This window comes from Anaplasmataceae bacterium AB001_6 (assembly GCA_020002265.1).
Classification (GTDB): domain Bacteria; phylum Pseudomonadota; class Alphaproteobacteria; order Rickettsiales; family Anaplasmataceae; genus AB001-6.
On the sequence record CP048228.1, the window covers coordinates 757818 to 777812 of the forward strand.

18 protein-coding genes are annotated in these 19995 nt (G+C 30.2%); 5 read left to right on the forward strand and 13 right to left on the reverse strand.

What is annotated here, in order from left to right; all coding sequences use genetic code 11:
- Nucleotides 1–23 precede the first annotated feature (23 nt).
- From gatA to GUI12_03580, 4 genes are all read right to left on the reverse strand, one after another.
- Nucleotides 24–1559, reverse strand: coding sequence for an Asp-tRNA(Asn)/Glu-tRNA(Gln) amidotransferase subunit GatA (gene gatA, locus GUI12_03565; protein ID UAT43212.1), 1536 nt, complete (start codon nt 1557–1559; stop codon nt 24–26).
- A gap of 7 nt (nt 1560–1566) precedes the next feature.
- Entirely contained in the window at nt 1567–2373 is an 807-nt protein-coding gene (locus tag GUI12_03570) for a hypothetical protein (GenBank protein UAT43213.1), read from the reverse strand.
- Nucleotides 2374–2465: 92 nt separating this feature from the next.
- Nucleotides 2466–3398 (reverse strand): tyrosine recombinase, encoded by a 933-nt coding sequence (locus GUI12_03575; protein UAT43214.1) that lies wholly within the window; start codon nt 3396–3398, stop codon nt 2466–2468.
- Nucleotides 3399–3548: 150 nt separating this feature from the next.
- Nucleotides 3549–5822, reverse strand: coding sequence for an NADP-dependent malic enzyme (locus GUI12_03580; protein UAT43215.1), 2274 nt, complete (start codon nt 5820–5822; stop codon nt 3549–3551).
- Between the two features lie 345 nt (nt 5823–6167).
- Between GUI12_03580 and GUI12_03585 the strand changes: the two genes are divergently transcribed.
- Both GUI12_03585 and tatA read left to right on the forward strand, forming a co-directional pair.
- Entirely contained in the window at nt 6168–7226 is a 1059-nt protein-coding gene (locus GUI12_03585; protein UAT43216.1) for an ABC transporter ATP-binding protein, read from the forward strand.
- 69 nt (nt 7227–7295) lie between these two features.
- The gene (tatA, locus tag GUI12_03590; protein ID UAT43217.1) at nt 7296–7454 is read left to right on the forward strand and encodes a twin-arginine translocase TatA/TatE family subunit; all 159 of its coding nucleotides are present in this window, start codon (nt 7296–7298) and stop codon (nt 7452–7454) included.
- 401 nt (nt 7455–7855) lie between these two features.
- On the opposite strand, the gene GUI12_03595 is transcribed toward tatA, so the two are convergent.
- The 7 genes from GUI12_03595 to purD form a co-directional block, all read right to left on the reverse strand.
- Nucleotides 7856–8164, reverse strand: a complete 309-nt coding sequence (locus GUI12_03595; protein ID UAT43218.1) for a zinc ribbon domain-containing protein — start codon at nt 8162–8164, stop codon at nt 7856–7858.
- A 215-nt stretch (nt 8165–8379) separates the two neighbouring features.
- On the reverse strand, nt 8380–8661 hold the full coding sequence (locus GUI12_03600) for a hypothetical protein (GenBank protein UAT43219.1): 282 nt from the start codon (nt 8659–8661) through the stop codon (nt 8380–8382).
- Nucleotides 8662–8997: 336 nt separating this feature from the next.
- On the reverse strand, nt 8998–9612 hold the full coding sequence (locus GUI12_03605; GenBank protein ID UAT43220.1) for a GIY-YIG nuclease family protein: 615 nt from the start codon (nt 9610–9612) through the stop codon (nt 8998–9000).
- 231 nt (nt 9613–9843) lie between these two features.
- A complete protein-coding gene (locus tag GUI12_03610; protein UAT43221.1) occupies nt 9844–10617 on the reverse strand; it encodes an NERD domain-containing protein in 774 nt (257 codons plus the stop codon).
- Between the two features lie 112 nt (nt 10618–10729).
- Entirely contained in the window at nt 10730–12595 is a 1866-nt protein-coding gene (gene glmS / locus GUI12_03615; GenBank protein ID UAT43222.1) for a glutamine--fructose-6-phosphate transaminase (isomerizing), read from the reverse strand.
- Nucleotides 12596–12651: 56 nt separating this feature from the next.
- A complete protein-coding gene (locus GUI12_03620; protein UAT43223.1) occupies nt 12652–13950 on the reverse strand; it encodes a glutamate--tRNA ligase in 1299 nt (432 codons plus the stop codon).
- Nucleotides 13951–13961: 11 nt separating this feature from the next.
- Nucleotides 13962–15236 (reverse strand): phosphoribosylamine--glycine ligase, encoded by a 1275-nt coding sequence (gene purD / locus GUI12_03625; protein UAT43224.1) that lies wholly within the window; start codon nt 15234–15236, stop codon nt 13962–13964.
- A 69-nt stretch (nt 15237–15305) separates the two neighbouring features.
- Here purD and bamD point away from each other — a divergent pair, with 69 nt between their 5' ends.
- The 3 genes from bamD (at nt 15306) to GUI12_03640 (ending at nt 18188) form a co-directional block, all read left to right on the forward strand.
- The gene (gene bamD / locus GUI12_03630; GenBank protein UAT43225.1) at nt 15306–16127 is read left to right on the forward strand and encodes an outer membrane protein assembly factor BamD; all 822 of its coding nucleotides are present in this window, start codon (nt 15306–15308) and stop codon (nt 16125–16127) included.
- An 86-nt stretch (nt 16128–16213) separates the two neighbouring features.
- On the forward strand, nt 16214–17320 hold the full coding sequence (gene dprA, locus GUI12_03635) for a DNA-protecting protein DprA (protein ID UAT43226.1): 1107 nt from the start codon (nt 16214–16216) through the stop codon (nt 17318–17320).
- Nucleotides 17321–17396: 76 nt separating this feature from the next.
- A complete protein-coding gene (locus GUI12_03640) occupies nt 17397–18188 on the forward strand; it encodes a hypothetical protein (protein UAT43227.1) in 792 nt (263 codons plus the stop codon).
- A gap of 6 nt (nt 18189–18194) precedes the next feature.
- Here GUI12_03640 and GUI12_03645 read toward each other — a convergent pair whose 3' ends face one another.
- On the reverse strand, nt 18195–19088 hold the full coding sequence (locus tag GUI12_03645; GenBank protein ID UAT43228.1) for a TIGR01777 family protein: 894 nt from the start codon (nt 19086–19088) through the stop codon (nt 18195–18197).
- Between the two features lie 12 nt (nt 19089–19100).
- Nucleotides 19101–19955 (reverse strand): SDR family NAD(P)-dependent oxidoreductase, encoded by an 855-nt coding sequence (locus GUI12_03650; protein ID UAT43229.1) that lies wholly within the window; start codon nt 19953–19955, stop codon nt 19101–19103.
- Between the last annotated feature and the right edge of the window lie 40 nt (nt 19956–19995).

The window sequence follows — 19995 nt, forward strand, 5'->3', positions numbered from 1 at the left end:
AAAAGTATAAAATAAAATACAAATTAAACTTCAGTATATTTTTTCTTCATCAAATCAATTAATTTTCCCTCCATATCCTGTTCAATTGTAAAAATACAATCAAATAAAGTTTGTTCTGCAAAATGTTTAGTAACAAATTGCAATCCCAATGGCAAACCTTTGTTTGATAATGCATATGGAAATGAAACAGAAGGTAAACCAGCAAGACTAATAGGAACAGTAAAACTATCGTTTAAATACATTAGATCATTTGGGATATCTTGTTCAATTCCAAAAGCTTCTCCGGGGCTAGAAGGTAATAAAAGAACATCGACTTCTTTAAAAATAGAATGGAAGTCTTGTACAATTTTTTCTCTTAAAAAACATGCTTTGCTATAGAAACTCACATTATTTTGTGATTCACCATATAATTCTTCTCCTTTTTTATCACAGTAAGATAGAACATAAGTTCCAATCATCAATCTTCTCTTTACTTCTTCGCCAAAATATTCACTACGAACTTTAGTATATAGATCAGTTAAGTTACCCACTTTAAATTCTTTTCCATATCTGATTCCATCATATCGGGCTAAATTAGACGACGCTTCAGATGAAGAGATCAAATAATAAGCTGGCAAAGCATAGTCCAACATAGAAGTCATATTAACATCTACAATATTAGCACCTAATTTTTTGACATGTTCAATTGATTTTTTCCATGCATTTGCAACTTCGTCTGATAAACCATCATAATTAAAATATTCAAAAGGCACGCCAATTTTTAATCCAGAAATATGATTTTGCAAATCATTCATGCAAGGCACAGTCTTTCGTGAAGTAGTAGGATCTTTTTCATCATATCCAGCAATAACCTGAAAAAAATCGACCAAACCTTTCACATCTCTAGCAAAAATGCCTGCTTGATCCAATGAACTAGCAAAAGAAATCATTCCCCAACGAGAAAATCTACCATAAGTTGGCTTTAAGCCTAATACTCCACAAAAGGAAGCCGGTTGACGTATAGAGCCTCCTGTATCACTACCAGTAGCTGCTGCACACATAAAAGATGCTGTAGCAGAAGCAGAGCCACCTGACGATCCACCTGGAACAAGCTTCATTGAGGAATCATCTTTGGTATTCCAAGGGTTAATACATTTACCAAAGTAACTATATAAATTACCTGAGCCCATAGCAAATTCATCCATATTTGTCTTACCCAGCATCACAGCACCAGCTTCAAAAATTCTTTTGGTAACGGTAGATTCATATTGAGGTACAAAATCTTCCAACATTTGAGAACAAGCAGTGGTTCTAACACCTTTAGTGCAAAACAAATCTTTGATTCCAATTGGAATTCCAGTAATATTAGTAATTTTAGAACTATTAGAAGAAAACATTTCATCAGCTTTTTTTGCTTGTTCAATAGCATAATCTTCTGTAATAGTTACATAAGCATTAAGATCAGAGTTAAATTTTTTTATCATCTTTAAATGAGCATTAACCAGATCAACTGAACTAAAAGATTTCTTTCTCAATCCCGTTGCCATTTCAGTAATAGTTAAATGACATAGACTATTCATACGGCAATTACCTGCATTTTAGACAAATTAAATTTCCTTTTGTAAGATCTATCATATCTTCTGTATTCATACAATTACTACATTTTTTACAATATAATTGTACAGGATTGAGTTTTTTATCAATCAATACTCTATCATCAAAAACAAAGCAATCTCCTATCCAAAGGTCATCTAAATCGGATGTATCAGCAAAATATTTCAAAATACCACCCTTCAAATGAAATATATTTTCATATCCCATGGATTTAAAAAATGCAGTAGTTTTTTCACATCTTATTCCGCCAGTACAGTACATCGCTATTTTATCTTTTTTAGTAATATTATTGGATTGAACCCAATTCTCGACCCATTGTGGAAAATCTCTAAAATTTTCTATATCTGGAACAATAGCATTCTTGAATTTTCCGTAGCAAGTTTCATAATGATTTCTCGTATCAATTAAAAAAACTTCCGGATCTTTGATAAGGTCAACCCATTCCTGCGAATTTAAATATTTACCAACATACTGAACATCTAATTCATCAATTCCTATTCTGACAATCTCATTTTTAAGTCTAACCCTCATCTTCTTAAAAGGACAAATTAGAGATTGAGCGTAAAAAGGTTGTATTCCCTTTAATCTATCATCTGTAGACAAAAAATTGACAAATTTTTCTATATTATCTTTATCTTGCCAAATAGATGCGTTAATTCCTTCCTCTCCAACTAAAAAAGTCCCTTTTATTTCTAACTTTATCGCCTCATCATAAATAAGGGATTTCATATCAACATAATTATCTAATAAAGCGAATTTGTAAAAGCCAGCAACGTACATCTTGACCTCAACACAGAACCCATAAAACCTTGGAATGATATCACAATAAACTATATATAACAAAATATAAAAATAAATAAGATTCTATTTAATCAAATTTTTTTACTTTTCACCATAGGGTGCTTTTGTTTTATTATTTCTTCCATATTAGCGTTGGAAACGTGAGTATATATCTGTGTAGTTTTTATGCTACTATGACCCAATATCTCTTGTACAATTTTTATATTAACATCACGATCGATCATGTGTGTTGCAAACGAATGCCTTAACACGTGAGGAGAAATAAGATAAGAAGGAATGCCAGATTTTATTCCAAGAGATTTTAAAGCAATAGCAAAACCTTGCCTAGTCATGTGTTTATCTTCTGTGTTTACTTTTTTTTTGCTTTTTACCCCCCTGGAATCTTTGGGAAATAACCAAATAGAATCACTATTTCGAACCTTGATATAAGCATATAATGCATCTAAAGCTTTTTCTGTTAAAGGAACTACTCTTTCTTTAGAACCCTTACCTTTGACATAAAAAAAATTACCATTGCGTAAATTATTGACATCAGATATTTTTATTGCTAATAACTCAGATACTCTAAGTCCACTAGAATACATAATCTCAATCATAACGACCATTCTAAGGCCTGAAACAGAAATATCTTTTTCTGCATTTTCCAGCAACATATTAATTTCATCTTCTGTTAAAACCCTTGGTAAAGTAGCTTCTTTTTTAGGTAATGATAATTTTCTAGTAGGATCGCTATCAATTAATTTTTCTTTTTGTAAAAATCTAAAGAATCCTTTGAGGACAGAAACATTACGTATAACAGTTTTATTAGAGATACCATCTTTCTTTCTTTGTAAGAGATAGTTAGTAACATCATGAAAATCAACAGAAAGAACATCTTTAGCGATACAACAAAAAAAATGCGTCATGTCAGATCTATAACTTTCAACCGTGTTAGAGACTACATTTTTTTCAACAATCAACATTTCCAAAAACATCTCTAAGTATCTAGAATTAGAGATAGCCATATTTATTATATTTCTAGCTCATGAATAACATCTTGTGGTTGTTTTATATTATCAGGAAAAAACAAACAATATAATAAAAAAGATGCAGCAAAAAAAACAAAAATCAATAATACAAATCTTTTTAATCTATTCATTCTATTTATACCTCTTCTATTTTATATCTTGATCAGTTGCTGCAATAATTGAAGCATTAAGTATCTCTGATACAGAAGATTTCATAGAAATCACTTGAATTGCATTATTCTCCAAGCCCATAATCATAGGACCAATTACTGTACCTTTAGAAAATTCCTTAACAAAAGCACATAGTGCACTCGCACTTTCGGATCCTGGCATTATTAATATATTTGCAGTATCAGTCAATTTACAAAACGGGTACATTGAGAGTTTTTCATAATTTAAAGCAACATCAACGCTCATTTCACCATCATATTCAAAATCTACATTAGAAGCATCAAGAATTTTTAACGCTTCAGATACATTATAATTATCTTTACAACCACTACCAAAATTTGAATCTGAGATAAAAGCCACTCGGGGCTTACTTCCAAAAAACTTAGAACGCTTTGCAACTTGAACAGTCATATAAGCTAATTTTTCAGGATCAGGATGATGATCAATAGCCGTATCAGCAATTAAAATACTTTTACTTCCAGAAAAAACAATAGAAGTTGCAAAAGTTTTATTATAGTCTTCTCCTAAAACCATAGCTACTTCATTAACTGATTTATAATAAGACCTAGTAAGACCGGTAACTAAAGCATCCCCATCTCCACATGAAAGCATGCAAGTAGCAAAAATATTACGGTCTGTTTTTACATCATGAAGGCAATTACGATATAAATAACCTTTTCGTTGTACTTTACTATAAACAAAATTTGTATATTCTTCTATTTTATCTGATTTAGCAGAATTAGCGATAATCACTTTATCTTTTAAAAAATGATATACTCCTAATTCTTCCATATTTTGATGTACTCTTTCTTCACGGCCAACCAATATAGGTACACCATAACCATTACCCACCCATTGCAGAGCTGTCCTTATTACCTTTTTTTCTTCACCTTCAGCAAAAATTATACGCCTTTTATTACTCTTCAATTTATCACTTAACATATTAATGATATTAGGTGCAGAAGAAAATTTAGATCTCAGTTTATGTTTATATTCCTGTTCATTCCAATTATCAGAATTATATTTCAAAGAAACTCCAGATTTAACCGCAGCTTTTGCAACTGCAGCAGAAACTTCTATCACCAATCTAGGATCAAAAGGGGTTGGAATAATATAATTTTTCCCGTATTCTATTTTTCTACCAGAATAAGCACTATATACTTCCTCTGGTACTGGTTGACGAGCAAGTTCAGCAATCGCACTAACTGCTGCCAATTTCATTTCATCATTGATTTTGGTGGATCTAACATCCAATGCCCCTCTAAAAATATAAGGGAAACACATAACATTATTAACTTGATTTACATAATCAGAACGACCAGTAGCAACTATAGCATCAGGACGTACTTTATATACAACTTCAGGTGATATCTCTGGATCTGGATTAGCCATGGCAAATATAGCCGGATTTTCTAGCATATCTAATATCATTTCTGGTTTCAAAGCATCCTTTACAGATAATCCTATAAAAACATCCGCCCCTTTTAAAGCATCAGTTAAAGTTCTTCTATCAGTATCAACCGAATATTTTTTCTTAATATCAGATAAATTTTCACGCTTATTATGTATTACTCCAGATTGATCACAAACTAAAATATTTTCCTTTTTAGCACCTATCATCATAGAAAGGTTAATGCAAGAAACCCCAGCTGCTCCACAGCCGTTAAAAACAATTTTGAGATCTTCTATTTTTTTACCAACAATATCACAATAATTCAGAAGTGCTGCTGAAGTGATAATTGCTGTTCCATGTTGGTCATCATGAAAAATAGGAACCGATAATTTCTTTGCCAGAGTCTGTTCTACTTCAAAGCAGCTAGGAGAAGAAATATCTTCCAGATTAATACCACCAAAAGTACAAGCTATACGCTCTATAGTTTCAATTAATTTTTTAGGGTCTTCTTCATCCACCTCTATATCAATCGAATCGATATCGGCAAATCTTTTCAATAATGCTGATTTACCCTCCATCACAGGCTTAGAAGCCATAGCTCCAAGATTTCCTAAGCCCAAAACAGCTGTTCCATTACTTATCACAGCAACCATATTTCCTTTAGATGTATAATCATATGATTTATCTGGATTTTCTTTAATTTCCAAACAAGGATATGCAACGCCAGGAGAATAAGCTAATGCAAGATCTCTTTGAGTCACTAGAGGCTTTGTCAATTCGATTGCCAATTTTCCACTTTTATTATCTCTTTTATGGAAATCTAGTGCTTCTTTTTTAGATATGGGCAAATCATCCATTTTTATTCTACCAAGCAAAATAACAGAACTATTAGAAATTATATTAACTTAAAAATACAGCGTTTTGCAAAACAATTTATAATTGTATATATTGTGATAATAATTCAATAAAAATAGAATTAAGGTATAATGAAATTAACAATAGAAATCATCAATAAATTTTTCAAAAAAAATTAATTTCTTTTCATTATCATCAATAAGCGAATAAGTTATTAAAAAAGCATTAATTATTCTTCGTTATTATCAATAAATAAAAAAAGGATTTTTGTTTTTAGTGTATTTCTATGAGTTTACAATATCAAACATATGCTATAATTAAATCACATACCCGAAAATTATTTGAATATGAATAGAACAACTATGACAAATCTGCATAGTGGATTGGAATTATCTGATATAGGCTTTCATTATTCACATAGAGATTTCTTTAAAATACAAGATATCAATCTTAATATTCCTAAAGGAGCAATAGTATCAATAATAGGGCATTCTGGCTGTGGTAAATCAACTTTATTGCGTCTTATAGCAGGCTTTCATAAACCAAAAAATGGTTCTATTGCAATAGAAGGAAACGTAGTAAGCGATACTAATTCAGTAGATCTTGCAACTTCAAAAAGAAATATAGGTATAGTTTTTCAGACACCATCCTTATTTCCACATAAAAATGTATTAGAAAACATATCTTTTGCCATACGTAATCAACCCAAAGAAATGATCTTAATGCAATCCATTGAAGCACTAAATCTTGTAGGAATGCAACAATATAGCTGTTATTATCCAAGTAAATTATCTGGTGGACAACAACAACTCATAACTTTAGCTAGAGCAATGGTGAATTCTCCATCTTTATTAATGATGGATGAACCTTTCTCAAATATTGATGCAATAAAAAAACAAGAGATTCTTGCAAAGACAATAAAAATAATAAGAAACAGAAAAACAACAACAATAATTGTTACTCATGATCCAATGGAAGCATTAGATTTTTCTGATTTTATATGCTTTATGGATAATGGCAAAATTATTCAATATGATACACCGAGAAATATCTATCATTGCCCCGTTAATTCAACTGTGGCCTCATTTTTCGGAAAATTAAATAAAATAGATGTTAGAATAAAAAATGGCTGCGTGATGTCAGAATGGGGCAAAATAGAAGTTGCAGACAAATTTTTGAAATGCATAAATAAAAATAAATATATTTATATAAGACCAGATGCCTTTATAGAAAATCAAAATAATGGTAGAATGTGCAAGATTAAGCATGTCAACTATTTTACAAATAATGCAATGATTGAATATTGTGATAATTTGTATTGGGTAAAGCTGAAAAATGCTCTGAATAAAAAAGATAATGATATGATAAACCTTGATATAGATCAGGATCAAGTATTGGTATTTTAATTTATTCTATGCCATTTACAGGCAAAATTGTGGTTAATCATCTTATTTTCGTTTATCAAGAGGTTTGATATGTCTATTGGAGCTTCTCAAATAGTACTGATACTGTTGATAGTGTTAATAATCTTTGGTGCAGGCAGGTTACCCAGTGTAATGGGAGAACTAGGCAGGGGCATCAAAAATTTTAAAAAGGAAGTTAAATCTCCTGAAGATAAAACTCCTAATAGTTAACTCTATTGGCAGCTCTATTGCATTAAAAATCAGACTTAGGTAGATCTGAAGTTATATTGTTAATAATGATCACCTAATCTGATTTGTGGTATCATGAAACAAATACTTTTTTTCAGTGCAAATTTTTCAGCATTGATAATTCTTTCTTATTGCAAATTTCAGTCAATATAAAATAACATTTTTTCACTATCTCATGTGTAAACATTTTTTGTCCTGCTCGTTCAATATATTTCGCACATTCTCTCTTTGAATAGCAATCACTGCAGAAACAAATCATCCCCCATACTTCTTTACCTTATCCGTATTCTAACACATATAGACGATAAGGCAGTGCATTAAGAATCTATAAATAGCTCCAATGATAGAGTATAAATATTCTAAACAAAACCTCTTTGGAAATTTTATACTTCTTCCCGCCCACAGTATCTACATACTTTTGCTTCTTTTCTTATTATTTCGGCACAAAAACAACACCTTTTCATTTTACCTGCATCTATCTCTTGCTTCTCAACGTACTCTTTATCTTCTTTCATTAGTAAAGCGTGCAGCACTGCAGCTAAAAAAAAGAGCAATCCATACATATACCAAAGAAAAGATTTTTTACTACCCTTAGATTGAGCAATTTTCATAGGAATGATAGGCACAGCAAACACGATAGCAATCACTATTATAGATACAACAATTATTGCTGCGATAGCCGAATAATCCATTATATTTTACCAATTATTATTATAAATCTAAAATATATAACAAATTTATAAAATAATAAATAGAATTTATCTATATTTTATACAAAAAAAAATACCTATAATTTAAAAAACTATATTTAAACTTTAAATTTTCTATCTACAACAGTATTTACATATTCTTGCTTCTTTTTTTATTATTTCAGTACAAAAACAACTCTTTTTCATTTTATATGCTGCTATCTCTCTCTTTTTTTTCTCAATGTTGTTTTTTTATCTTCTTTTTTTATAAGTGCATGAATTAAAGCAATTATAAAAAAACACAATCCATAAATATACCAGCCTAAAATGGCACTATAGCTCAAATCAGGTGTTTTATATAAAACAATTCTTACAGGAATAACAACTTTAATAAGAGGTAAAATAAGAGCTAAAATCCATATAGTTTCTACAATACCATTTATCAAAAGAATAAAAAGTACAATAGCTAATAATATAAAAAAATCAATTAATATTTTCATTCTCTCCCTTAAGTTTTACTTCCTATTATATATATTAAAATTTTATTATAAAAAACAAGTAAATTGCTAATTTATTAAATTATTAATATTTATAAATTGAGACTTTATACATTGATTTAAAATATCTGATTCATATATAGAGATAGATCTTCACAAATACGATTCTCTACACATAAATTAAAGCGAAAGAATACAATAATTACTCAACAATAAAGGAATTTTTCCTATAGGATTCACGCTCTTTAAGATTTTAAATTAACCAAAAAAAATATATATTGCTTAACTATAAATCTCTGATTTTTCACTCAAGAAAGGTTCATCCATATTGTCCGTTCTTTAATCATTATACTCTGTCTCTAATAATAGATTATAAACAGGTTTACCATTATAACACCAAAAAGCCGAACCTTGAACTGCCACCCAGTCATAGCCCATCTCTTTTAAGACAATATCTGCTGACCGAGATAATGACATCAATTTATCTCTGAAATTAACCCGCGTACCATTAGCAACAGTGCAAGTGATCATTTTATCTTTCTTAAATTCAAGAACTGTTCCTTCATCAAGACCAATTATTCCAAAATTGAATCTTCTTCTAGATTTTCTTATTTTATCTAATGCTTCTTGATCTTGAGGAGTTGCAACAATATCATATGTTGGTGTTACATTTTTACCCCCCATCAATTCTGCTATCTCAAGAATTGACTTTGCTTGTTCTGGAGTAGAATTAAAAAATTCCCTATTCTGTCTAACACGACACTCATCTAAACCTTGATGTATCTTCTTTTCAATAACAGATGCATCAGAAACTTTCACTGCATAATAACACTGAAACGGAAGGGCAACACTTGTGTTATCCAATTCTTTGATACGCCGTTCAAGATTGTTAGTACTTCCAATTTTTATTGTGTTAGGCATACACTCATTAGTGAGTATATAAACAATCGACATAAATCCCCCCTTTTTTTACCTATTTTTTTGATGATATCTGTTGATTTGATTTTAAATCAAAAATCTAAAACGATAATTCAAATATTGGATCATATTCTAATCACTCTTTACCTCATTTTATTCTTTATTTATCGACAAGTAAAGTTAAATCAAGCTTTTTTCAATTTACAGATTAGAGCTATGCCTCTTCATATTTAAGAAGAATATTTTATTTCTGATTTTCATTTTACATTAAACGCATCGTATCTTCATTTCTTCTGTAAAGGGAAATAGCTCATCATACATCTGATTGATATTTGAAAGTGAAAAAATGTCTTTCTTGGTTTCTCTAATAATTTGATAAATCAGAGATCTCACATTATCTAATTGAACTACTTTGTATCGCTTATCTGATGAGACAGTCACATCTTTGAAAGTACATTTATCTGAAAACACAATGATTGACCATATTGGAAAATTTGATGGTAATAGACGTTTTAAATATTTGATATGCAAAGCGTTTTGTTTGATTGGGTTATAGAAATGCGTCTTATGACTATCCCTTCTCCAACCTTTTGGTAGAATTTGAGTCCAATACTGGTTTTTTTCATTTCCAAATATCCAACCGCTGTAGTTTTTGCTCTCAATAACAAAGAAACCTTTGGGATGGATAAAAACCATATCAATTTCTGTATCCTTACCATTTGCTTTTGGAACGTAAAGATTGAAAAGAAATCGACCACCTTGTTCTTCTAAATGCTCTAATTTCATAAATACCAGATATTCCCCAAGTCTACCTTGATCAAAATATGAGTAGTGCTTCTTAGTGATTGGTAAGCGGTACTCCTTCATGATAGGAGCAACATAATATTTTTTGCTAGCTGGAAGATAAGAAATACCTTTATCTTCACTAATTTTATCCTCTCCAGAACTATTTATGTCCTTGTGAAAACTCAAGCTCAATAAAAAAGGTAGGGCAAACAGAAAAACAATAAATATTAATCTCCAAAGAAAATCTTCACTCATCCCTAATGTTATAACTAAATCAAAATATGTAAATTTCGATCAAAAATTGCATTATTTATCGAAAAACAGGGAGATTAAGAACAACCCGAAGAAAAATAATCTCTCTTCATGCTTATTCTACAGTAACAGATTTGGCCAAATTACGCGGCCTATCGACATTTTTATTCCTTCCCTTAGCTAGATAATAAGACATAAGTTGTAAGATAGCAACATATGCAAAAGGTGCCGAAAATTCATCTAATGTTGGAATAATTATTGAATCATTAACGATATCACGCAAACGTTCATGACCCTTAACATCTGTAATTGCAATAACATTCCCGCCACGAGAGACAATTTCACATATATTAGAGTAAGTTTTATCAAAATATTCATTAGATCTTAATAATGCAACTACTTGCATCTTTTCATCAATTAAAGCCAGTGAACCATGTTTTAATTCCCCTGCAGGTATAGCTTCTGCATGTATATAGGCTATCTCTTTTACTTTTAACGCAGCTTCTGAAGCAATGCCATATCCATCTCCTCTGCTGATAAATAATATGTTATCTGCATTCTCAATATTAGAAACAACATCTTGTATCGTATTCTGCAAAGAAAAAATTTTTTCATTGAAAAAATCTGTAAGATATTGATAATCACTAAAAAACTTTATTTGATTATCGGCTATATAGCGGTCTTTTTCATCCAATAGAGAAAATAAAATTAATTGAAATAATGCTAATTGGCTAGTAAAAGTTTTTGTAGCTGCAACGCTTCTTTCCACTCCAGCTTTAGTGTGCATCGTATAATCAGCTGATAAAGATAACGAACTAAAAACAGTATTTACAACAGCAATGCAGGTATTGTTGCTTCCTTTTATATGCTCCATAGCCGATATAGTATCTGCTGTTTCACCTGATTGTGATATAAAAAAGAATATCCCATCACGATTTTTATAATTTTTTCTAAGCTTCACTTCTGATGATACTTCTGCATAGACCATAATATTAGTATATTTTGCAAACCATTCACGTATCACAAGCGCTACATTATAAGAAGATCCACAGGCAACAATAGTAAAATGGTCACAATTTTCAATAAATCCAATAATCTTTTCTACATCAACTAAAGAGTCTCTAAAGGTTTTACTGATTCTAAAAGGCTGTTCATATATCTCTTTTAGGAGAACATCCCCGACATTACAAAATAGATCATGATTCAAAGCATCATCAGAATAATAGCCAGATGGAATTTGATATGTAGCATATCCATCTTTTATAATTTTATCTTTTCTGATAATAGAATATCCATCAAAATGGATGCATAATATATCTCCTCTAGCAACATTGGCAACTTGCATAGGCTCCAAATTATAATTATCTGCAAATGTTGCAACAGTATTAGAGTCAGAAGCTATAACAATCTTGTCAGAAAATTTTGACATAACAATTGCATTTCCATTACAGAATGCATACACTTCCCCTAATTTCGTGTCTTTTAATAATAAAAAAGAATAATTACCCTTCATCATAGAAATAGCCTGCTGCATTGCAGTAACTATATTATTCTTCTCTAAAAAGAACAGGTTAATTAGCTGCACGATTACTTCTGAATCTGTATCACTATTGAATATAATATTTGGGTTTTTCGACAAGATATATGCTTTGATCTCTTCGTGATTTTCAATTATCCCATTATGCACAAGAGCAAATCCATTAACATAATGAGGATGAGCATTCTGTTTAGTGACTTCACCATGAGTAGCCCACCTAGTATGTGCAATTCCAGAATGAAATTTCACTCCTGATAATGTATCAGCAAACTCTTTTCTAAAATCCTCAATAGTACCAACAGATTTATATATTTTAAGCTTATCATTCAGAATAAACGCCATACCCAAGGAGTCATAACCCCTATACTCTAAATTCTGCAATGCATTAAAAATCTGAGATATATCAACAGCAAACTTTGAAACAACTGCTAGCAACCCACACACAACATGCTCTAAAAAAGATAATATAAAAAATTAATGTAAATTATTATGCAAAATATCTAAAGATTCAAAAAAAATTCAATTCTTTTCAAAACAAAATTCTTACCAAGAGCAACCAATAAATCTAATATAGAAGGAGAAGATAGATTACAAATAACAGAAGCTCTTAAAGAAACTAAGATATCTCTCTTTTTGTATTGTATACAAAGCTCCTTTATTAGCAATCTTAAATATGATGAATCGAAAATTTCATTATCCCTAACATTCTCGTAAAATTTACGCATGATATCTCTATTAATATTAATTTTTAGTTGAGATAAAACATCTGCATCCAAATCATCTAAAAAGCCATCTGTTATAAACGCCATATTTTTCACTAAATCAACGATATTGACAGAACGCTGAATATAAAACGGTAGAATATCTTTGAAGATCTTTTGTTTATTTTCATTTAAACCTAATGATAAAAAAGCTTCATTGGATAATATAGTTTCATACATATATTCAAGATCAAGAATATTACGCATAAAATATCCATTAATTGAACATAATTTATTAAAATCATATTTTGACGGTGATTTTCCAATTCCCTCTAACGTAAAAAGATCCCTAATTTGGTGTAATTGTAATACTTCATCTGAATTACACGACCACCCAAGACGTACCAAATAACTTATTATGGCCTCTGGAAAGAAACCTAAACGACGAAAATCTTGTAGATCAACAACATCATTATCACGCTTAGATAATTTACGCCCTTCTTGGTCATGTATTAGCGGAATATGACAAAAAGTTGGGATTTTCCATCCAAGAGCCTCATATATAGCAATTTGTTTAAACGTATTATTTATGTGATCAGAACCCCTAATAATATGCGTAACACCTGAATCATGATCATCCACAACAACTGCTATCATATATGTTGGCGTTCCATCAGATCTAAGTATTACAGTATCTTCATTTTGTTTATTATCAACAGTTATCTGACCATAAACTAAATCATTAAAAGTAGAATTTCCATCTTCACCAGATTTAATACGAACAACGCTACTACCATCAGAAAAATTTTCTCGATAAGCTCTTCCAAGCAACAGAAGTTCTTCTACCACTTCCACATGCCTATCACTATTATCTGTTTGGTAGGTCAAGTCATCATAATCTAAACCTAACCAACGTATATTTTCAAGAATTGCTTCAGTATAAGATGTCTTAGAGCGATTTTTATCGGTATCTTCAATGCGCAAGATAAAAGAACCCTCCGTTTTTTTGGCAAAAAGCCAATTAAAGAGAGCAGTACGCACACTCCCTATATGAAAATTACCCGTAGGAGATGGTGCAAAACGAACAACATTTTTCATAATAAATAATATTACTGTACTGCTATTTTCTCCACATAAAAACCTTCAGGCCAATCGATCATTTTAACAGCTTTATAAGCTTTTTTACGTGCTAAAAACAAAGAGGAATCAACGCTTACAATATTTAAAGCTCTTCCTCCTTTTGAGAAACATCTCCCATCTTTTTCATATGCACCAGCATAAAAAATATCAATACCTGGTATTTTTTTAACTTCTTCCAACCCTTTGATTTCATAGTCTGTGCTATAATTTAAAGGATAACCCTTGGTTGCCATAACTATACAAACTGCATAATTATTCTTCAGTGAAACATCAATTTTATTCAATTTATTAAGGGACGTATAAAGCAACAGCTGCAAAATATCGACATCCAAGCGCTTCAATAACACTTGTGTTTCTGGATCACCAAAACGTACATTGTACTCTAGTAATTTAGGGCCACTTTTTGTAACCATAATACCAGCAAACAATACGCCACAGTAATTAATACCAACTTCCGAAAGACTATTAATTGTGGGATATATAATTTCACGCATGATACGGCTCTTAAGCTCTGGAGTAAAAATTTTAACAGGAGAAAAAGAGCCCATACCTCCCGTATTATAAATTTTGCCATCAACGGTAATTGATTTATAATCTTGAACAGCATCAAGTATCATAACTTCCTTACCATCAAATAGAACAAAAACACTTAATTCTTTACCACGCAAAAACTCTTCGACAATTACGGTTTTACCTTCATCACCAAACCTACCATTTAGGATATCCTCTATAGATTGATAAGCTTCTTCAGAGGTCTCACATATTGATACTCCTTTTCCATGTGCCAAACCATCTGCCTTAATAACTACAGGTAATTTTAATTTATCGACATATTTTTTGGCATTAGCAATATCTGTAAAATATCCATATTTAGCAGTTGGAATATTACATATACTACATAATTCTTTAGTAAAAGATTTTGAACTTTCAAGTTTAGTAGCATTTTTACTTGGACCAAAAACTAATAATCCCTCAGAACGCAAAACATCAGACATTCCAGCAGCCAGATGATTTTCAGAACCAATAATTATTAGATCCATCTGCTCCTGTTTACATTTATAAGATAGATCAACAAAAGAATTATCATCCCTGTTGAAATCTAATAATTTCGCAAAAGAAGAGAAGTTAGGATTGGTAGTATACACATCTTCACAATAATCAGATTCTTTTATTGATGATATAATTGCATGCTCTCTACCTCCTTCCCCAACAACTAGAACTTTATTTTTTTTATTCACTTTCATTTACAATTTATAAACCCAGCATGTATAATCTAATAATTAATCATAATAAAGGCTATAACACAACTGAAAATGATGAATTTTCTCAGATTATCAACGTTGAGTTTACATATTTTGCTTATCTTTTCTGTTTTATCTGATGCATTTGCTGTTTCAGACAAAGATTTGATGGATATAAATACAGAAAACAGCTTTTTTATTACGGATTCACAAAAACCAGAAAAAAGCCGCCACATCTGCTATAACAATTCAGAAGAGATGTATAATGCAATTATCCAATCCACAAAATATAGTCAATTTGTTGATGTTGGTAACGAATTTGAATTATTACAGAATTGCTATCCTTTTTCTAAATATACCACCCAATCTTATTTAATTAGTGCATATTTCCAACTAAAATCTGACCAAATCAAAGAAGCCATAGAATCTTTGGAAAGTTTTATGTTAATTTATCCTGATGAAAGCCACGATTATGCTCTTTATTTGTTAGCGAAATTACATATAAAATCTCTAAAAGATAGCAAAAGAGATGTCAAATCTGCGCTCAAAGCGGTAGAGATTATTGATATGATAAAAGCCAGTTATCCTAATTCGGTTTTTCTGAATGAATTGTTAGCGTATAAAAACACACTGATAAATATATCTTATGACAAAGAGTTGAGTATAGTAAGATTTTACTTAGCTAAAGGTCTTTATCATAGTGCCCTCATAAGATGTTTTAATATGCTAGATGAGAAAAAATATAATGATATTTTCGAACCAGAAATACTCTATCGGATAGCAGAAGCTTTTAATGCTTTGAACATCTTAGATGAGAGAAATAAATTCATTAACAAACTTAAGACAAAATTCCCAAAAAGTGATTGGGCATCTAATGTAGAAATTATTATATAATAATTTCATGATATCATTATTAAGTTGAATCATACTACTGTTAAGATATATAATATTTCTTGTTAGGAAAGGAATTTATATATTTTATGTTTGATAACTCCGAAGAACAAATTTCCTATATCCAACTTGCAATGTCAGATGGTATAGGCTTTAAAACAATTGAAAAATTATTGTCTCAATATAGTAGCGCTTCCCATGCTATTGATACTTTACAATCTATTTCATCTTCTTTTCGATTGAATATTAGAAGCAAAAATCAAGTAAAAAAAATGATAGAGCAAGTAGAATTAATAGGTGGAAAGATATGTACTTTCTATGATAGCACTTATCCTTCTTTGCTCAAATCAATTGCCAACCCACCACCGATTTTGTTTCTATTAGGAGATTTTTCAATATTAAAAAAAGAAAAAAAAATAGCAATAGTTGGTTCTAGAAACCCAAGTTTACACAGCATAAAGTTATCAGAGCAAATATCATTAGATTTGGCTCAAAGGGGATTTGTTACCGTATCTGGTTTAGCAATGGGCATTGATTCTACAGCAAACAATGTAATAAAACATAATTATCCCACTATAGCTGTATTAGCAAATGGATTTAATTACATATATCCCAAGCAAAATGAGGAAATTTTTAACTTAATAAAAAAGAATGGATTATTAATATCAGAATTTTTTATTAATATTCCCCCTAAACCCTCCTATTTCCATAGACGCAATAGATTGATTTCCGGTATAAGCAATGGATGTATAATAATTGAAGCAGGGAAAAAATCTGGATCTTTAACCACTGCAAAATACGCAATAACGCAAGAAAGAAATCTGTTTGTTGTACCAGGAATACCCAACGATTCGCGCTTTGCAGGAAATAATGCTTTGTTAAGAAATGGTGCTATATTCACTGAAAGTTATAAAGATATCATAGATAATTATGACAAGAAAAATGTAACCACTTCATTTAATTTATCAGATAGCACTAAAGCGTATTATAATCAAACAGAGCAAGAAAATAACATTATGAAAATAAAACAAAAAATATTGTCTCTCATTTCATACCTAGAAACACCCACAAATACGGTAATTGAACATATTGCTCAAGAAGAAAAAGTACAAGATATACTAATTTCTATGATTGAATTAGAAATAGAAAATAAAATAATGTTACATAATGGTTTAATATCATTATATATTGATTAAGCTATTTATATATTTATTATTGAATTAACTGTTTTATTAATTAAAATTTGTATGGGGTTAGGTTTTCATACAAATTATGGTAAATGAATTCAAGATATTCATTGTGGCACTGATAATATTTTTCGTATACTACATTGACAATTTAGAGTCTGCAAATAAAAAAAATATAATAAAAGATTATAGTGGGATAGGTAATCGCAATTTAACGAAAGCGATAAAAAAAAATATGGAAAGTCTAGCAGATAATCCGAAAAAAGAATCTGCAAAGGATTCCAATAACAGCCATGAAATAAAAATACAACTTCAACCCTATTATTTTTCAGAGAAAGAAACAATCCATTTTTTGGAAGATAAAACAAATAAAGATGTCACTCTTCCATTAGAGTTGGTTAATTCTTCTATAGCAATAAGCATATTAGCAAAGATTAATCCCTCTCTTTTTTCGCTATTTGCATTCTATGAACCAAACTTTGCAATACAACAAAGTGGTTCAGAAAATGAAAAATCTGAAAAGATAACTTTGAAACAGTACAGTATTGGTGGTGGATTAGAGATGCAAACAAAGAGTGTGAAAAAATTGCATACAACTTTCACTATTGGTATAGGATATCAGAACAATAAGATTAATATAGAAAATGAATCTATAAAAAAAATTGAATTGGAAAATATATTCTTAAGAACCGAAATAGGTCTTAATATTGAAATAACAGATGCAGTATATTTAATATGTACATTGTATAACGATCAAGTTTTATCCATGCAAGATAACATGGAAATATATGATATGCATACTAAATTTGATGAAGAGAATATATCTTTAAAAAAGAATAAAAGAGGAATAAAACTAGGGATACGTTATGAATGCTGATATACTTCATTTTAAATAGATATCATTTATTGCATTTTCTAAATATTGAAACTTAAATCCAAAGCCAGATTTTTGTATCTTTTTAGGAATTACCCTATTACCTGAAAGCAGAATTTCCCTTCCCATCTGCCCAAATAATAAATTAATCGCAACATCTGGAATAGTAAAATTTATTTTACTATTCAAAGATTTTCCTAAAATTTTAGTGAATTCAATATTTGTCACTGGATTAGGTGCAGTAACATTTATAATTCCAGATACATCATTTTTTATTACGAAATCAAAAATATTTATCAGATCTTTATAATGAATCCAAGAGAAATACTGATTACCTCTTCCCATTTTACATGCAAAGCCCGTACTGAATGGTAAGTGTAATTTTTGTAAAATACCAATATCTTTATGTAGAACAGCTCCCATACGAAATATACATAACCTTTCGACATAATCTTGAGCTTTGAAAGCAACTGATTCCCAGTTGGCGCATAAAGTATGTTGAAAACAATCTTTTTGATATTTAGATTCTTCATCAAGCATTGTATCATCACAAATGCCATAGTAACCCACAGCAGAGGCACTAATAAAAATTGACACCCTCATTGTAAGCCTTTGGCATAAATTGATAAGATCTTGAGTAACAGGAATACGGCTACTTAGCAGCTCTCTTTTATAACTTTTACTCCATCGCTTAGAGATGGGAGCCCCACTAAGATTGATAATACAATCAATTTCAGTCTCATTGCTTATATCATTTAAATTATTGATATATACAATATTATGAATGTGAGCATTAAAATTTTTTTGACGCGTGAGAATAATAATATCATGCCCCATAGATGTAAACATTTCTGTTAACATGGAACCAATTGCACCTGTACCCCCAGAGATTAGAATCTTCATATAGTAATAAAATTATAAATAAAGTGAGCACTCATATAATAAACCCTTCCTATAATCAGGATAAAATAACTTAATATCCAGCCTATTAATCATCTTTTTATTACTGACTTTTTTATTATTTTTAAAAAAATCAGATAGACGATCAGATATTTTAGCATCAAAAAATGGAATTTTCTTTAATTCAGAGATACCTAAAATTTTTGCAGCATATTGTTCTACATCAAAATTATTGGTAGGTAGGTTATCTGCAACATTGAATATCTCCCCTGAGATTTCTAAAGTTAATGATTGAAACAAAACATTAACTAAATCTATAATATGAATTCTAGAAAAAAAATGTCCTTCCTTAAATATTGAAAAATTTTTACCATTTTTAATATTTTGCAACGCATTACGTCCCCTGCCATATATCCCTGCAACTCTGAAAACATTAACTGGAATTGAATATTCCTTAAATAAAGACATCCAATTATTTTCTGCATTAATACGACTTAAGCTTCTAAAAGAAGTATTATGTAAATTAGATATCTCCGTAACCCAGGATCCATCATGATTCCCATAAACACTTGAGGTAGAAATATAACCAAGCCATTTAATACGATCTTTATTATCGATAATAGCATTCTTATATCTGGTAAAAACAGGATCATCACCATTAATATCTGGAGGTACAGATGATAAAATATAATTGACTTTCTTTAATATTTCCGGGACATCGCGATAAAAATCTATGATGTGGTAATTTTTATTAGATATAATCGCACTGGATCGAGATGTACAAAAAACTTCAAAGCCATTTTTGCATAAGAGATTAGCAAAGTATTTTGCTACATAACCATAACCAAAAATTAAAGCAGTATTAGACATGAAAAGTATTAAACCAAAAACTATTAATAGGAACCACTAA

What these genes read in the sequence shown, in the direction of transcription:
- gatA (UAT43212.1), bottom strand. Translation starts at nt 1,559, where the DNA reads ATGAATAGTCTATGTCATTTAACTATTACTGAAATGGCAACGGGATTG.
- GUI12_03570 (UAT43213.1), bottom strand. Translation starts at nt 2,373, where the DNA reads ATGTACGTTGCTGGCTTTTACAAATTCGCTTTATTAGATAATTATGTT.
- GUI12_03575 (UAT43214.1), bottom strand. Translation starts at nt 3,398, where the DNA reads ATGGCTATCTCTAATTCTAGATACTTAGAGATGTTTTTGGAAATGTTG.
- GUI12_03580 (UAT43215.1), bottom strand. Translation starts at nt 5,822, where the DNA reads ATGGATGATTTGCCCATATCTAAAAAAGAAGCACTAGATTTCCATAAA.
- GUI12_03585 (UAT43216.1), top strand. Translation starts at nt 6,168, where the DNA reads ATGAATAGAACAACTATGACAAATCTGCATAGTGGATTGGAATTATCT.
- tatA (UAT43217.1), top strand. Translation starts at nt 7,296, where the DNA reads ATGTCTATTGGAGCTTCTCAAATAGTACTGATACTGTTGATAGTGTTA.
- GUI12_03595 (UAT43218.1), bottom strand. Translation starts at nt 8,164, where the DNA reads ATGGATTATTCGGCTATCGCAGCAATAATTGTTGTATCTATAATAGTG.
- GUI12_03600 (UAT43219.1), bottom strand. Translation starts at nt 8,661, where the DNA reads ATGAAAATATTAATTGATTTTTTTATATTATTAGCTATTGTACTTTTT.
- GUI12_03605 (UAT43220.1), bottom strand. Translation starts at nt 9,612, where the DNA reads ATGTCGATTGTTTATATACTCACTAATGAGTGTATGCCTAACACAATA.
- GUI12_03610 (UAT43221.1), bottom strand. Translation starts at nt 10,617, where the DNA reads ATGAGTGAAGATTTTCTTTGGAGATTAATATTTATTGTTTTTCTGTTT.
- GUI12_03620 (UAT43223.1), bottom strand. Translation starts at nt 13,950, where the DNA reads ATGAAAAATGTTGTTCGTTTTGCACCATCTCCTACGGGTAATTTTCAT.
- purD (UAT43224.1), bottom strand. Translation starts at nt 15,236, where the DNA reads ATGAAAGTGAATAAAAAAAATAAAGTTCTAGTTGTTGGGGAAGGAGGT.
- bamD (UAT43225.1), top strand. Translation starts at nt 15,306, where the DNA reads ATGATGAATTTTCTCAGATTATCAACGTTGAGTTTACATATTTTGCTT.
- dprA (UAT43226.1), top strand. Translation starts at nt 16,214, where the DNA reads ATGTTTGATAACTCCGAAGAACAAATTTCCTATATCCAACTTGCAATG.
- GUI12_03640 (UAT43227.1), top strand. Translation starts at nt 17,397, where the DNA reads ATGGTAAATGAATTCAAGATATTCATTGTGGCACTGATAATATTTTTC.
- GUI12_03645 (UAT43228.1), bottom strand. Translation starts at nt 19,088, where the DNA reads ATGAAGATTCTAATCTCTGGGGGTACAGGTGCAATTGGTTCCATGTTA.
- GUI12_03650 (UAT43229.1), bottom strand. Translation starts at nt 19,955, where the DNA reads ATGTCTAATACTGCTTTAATTTTTGGTTATGGTTATGTAGCAAAATAC.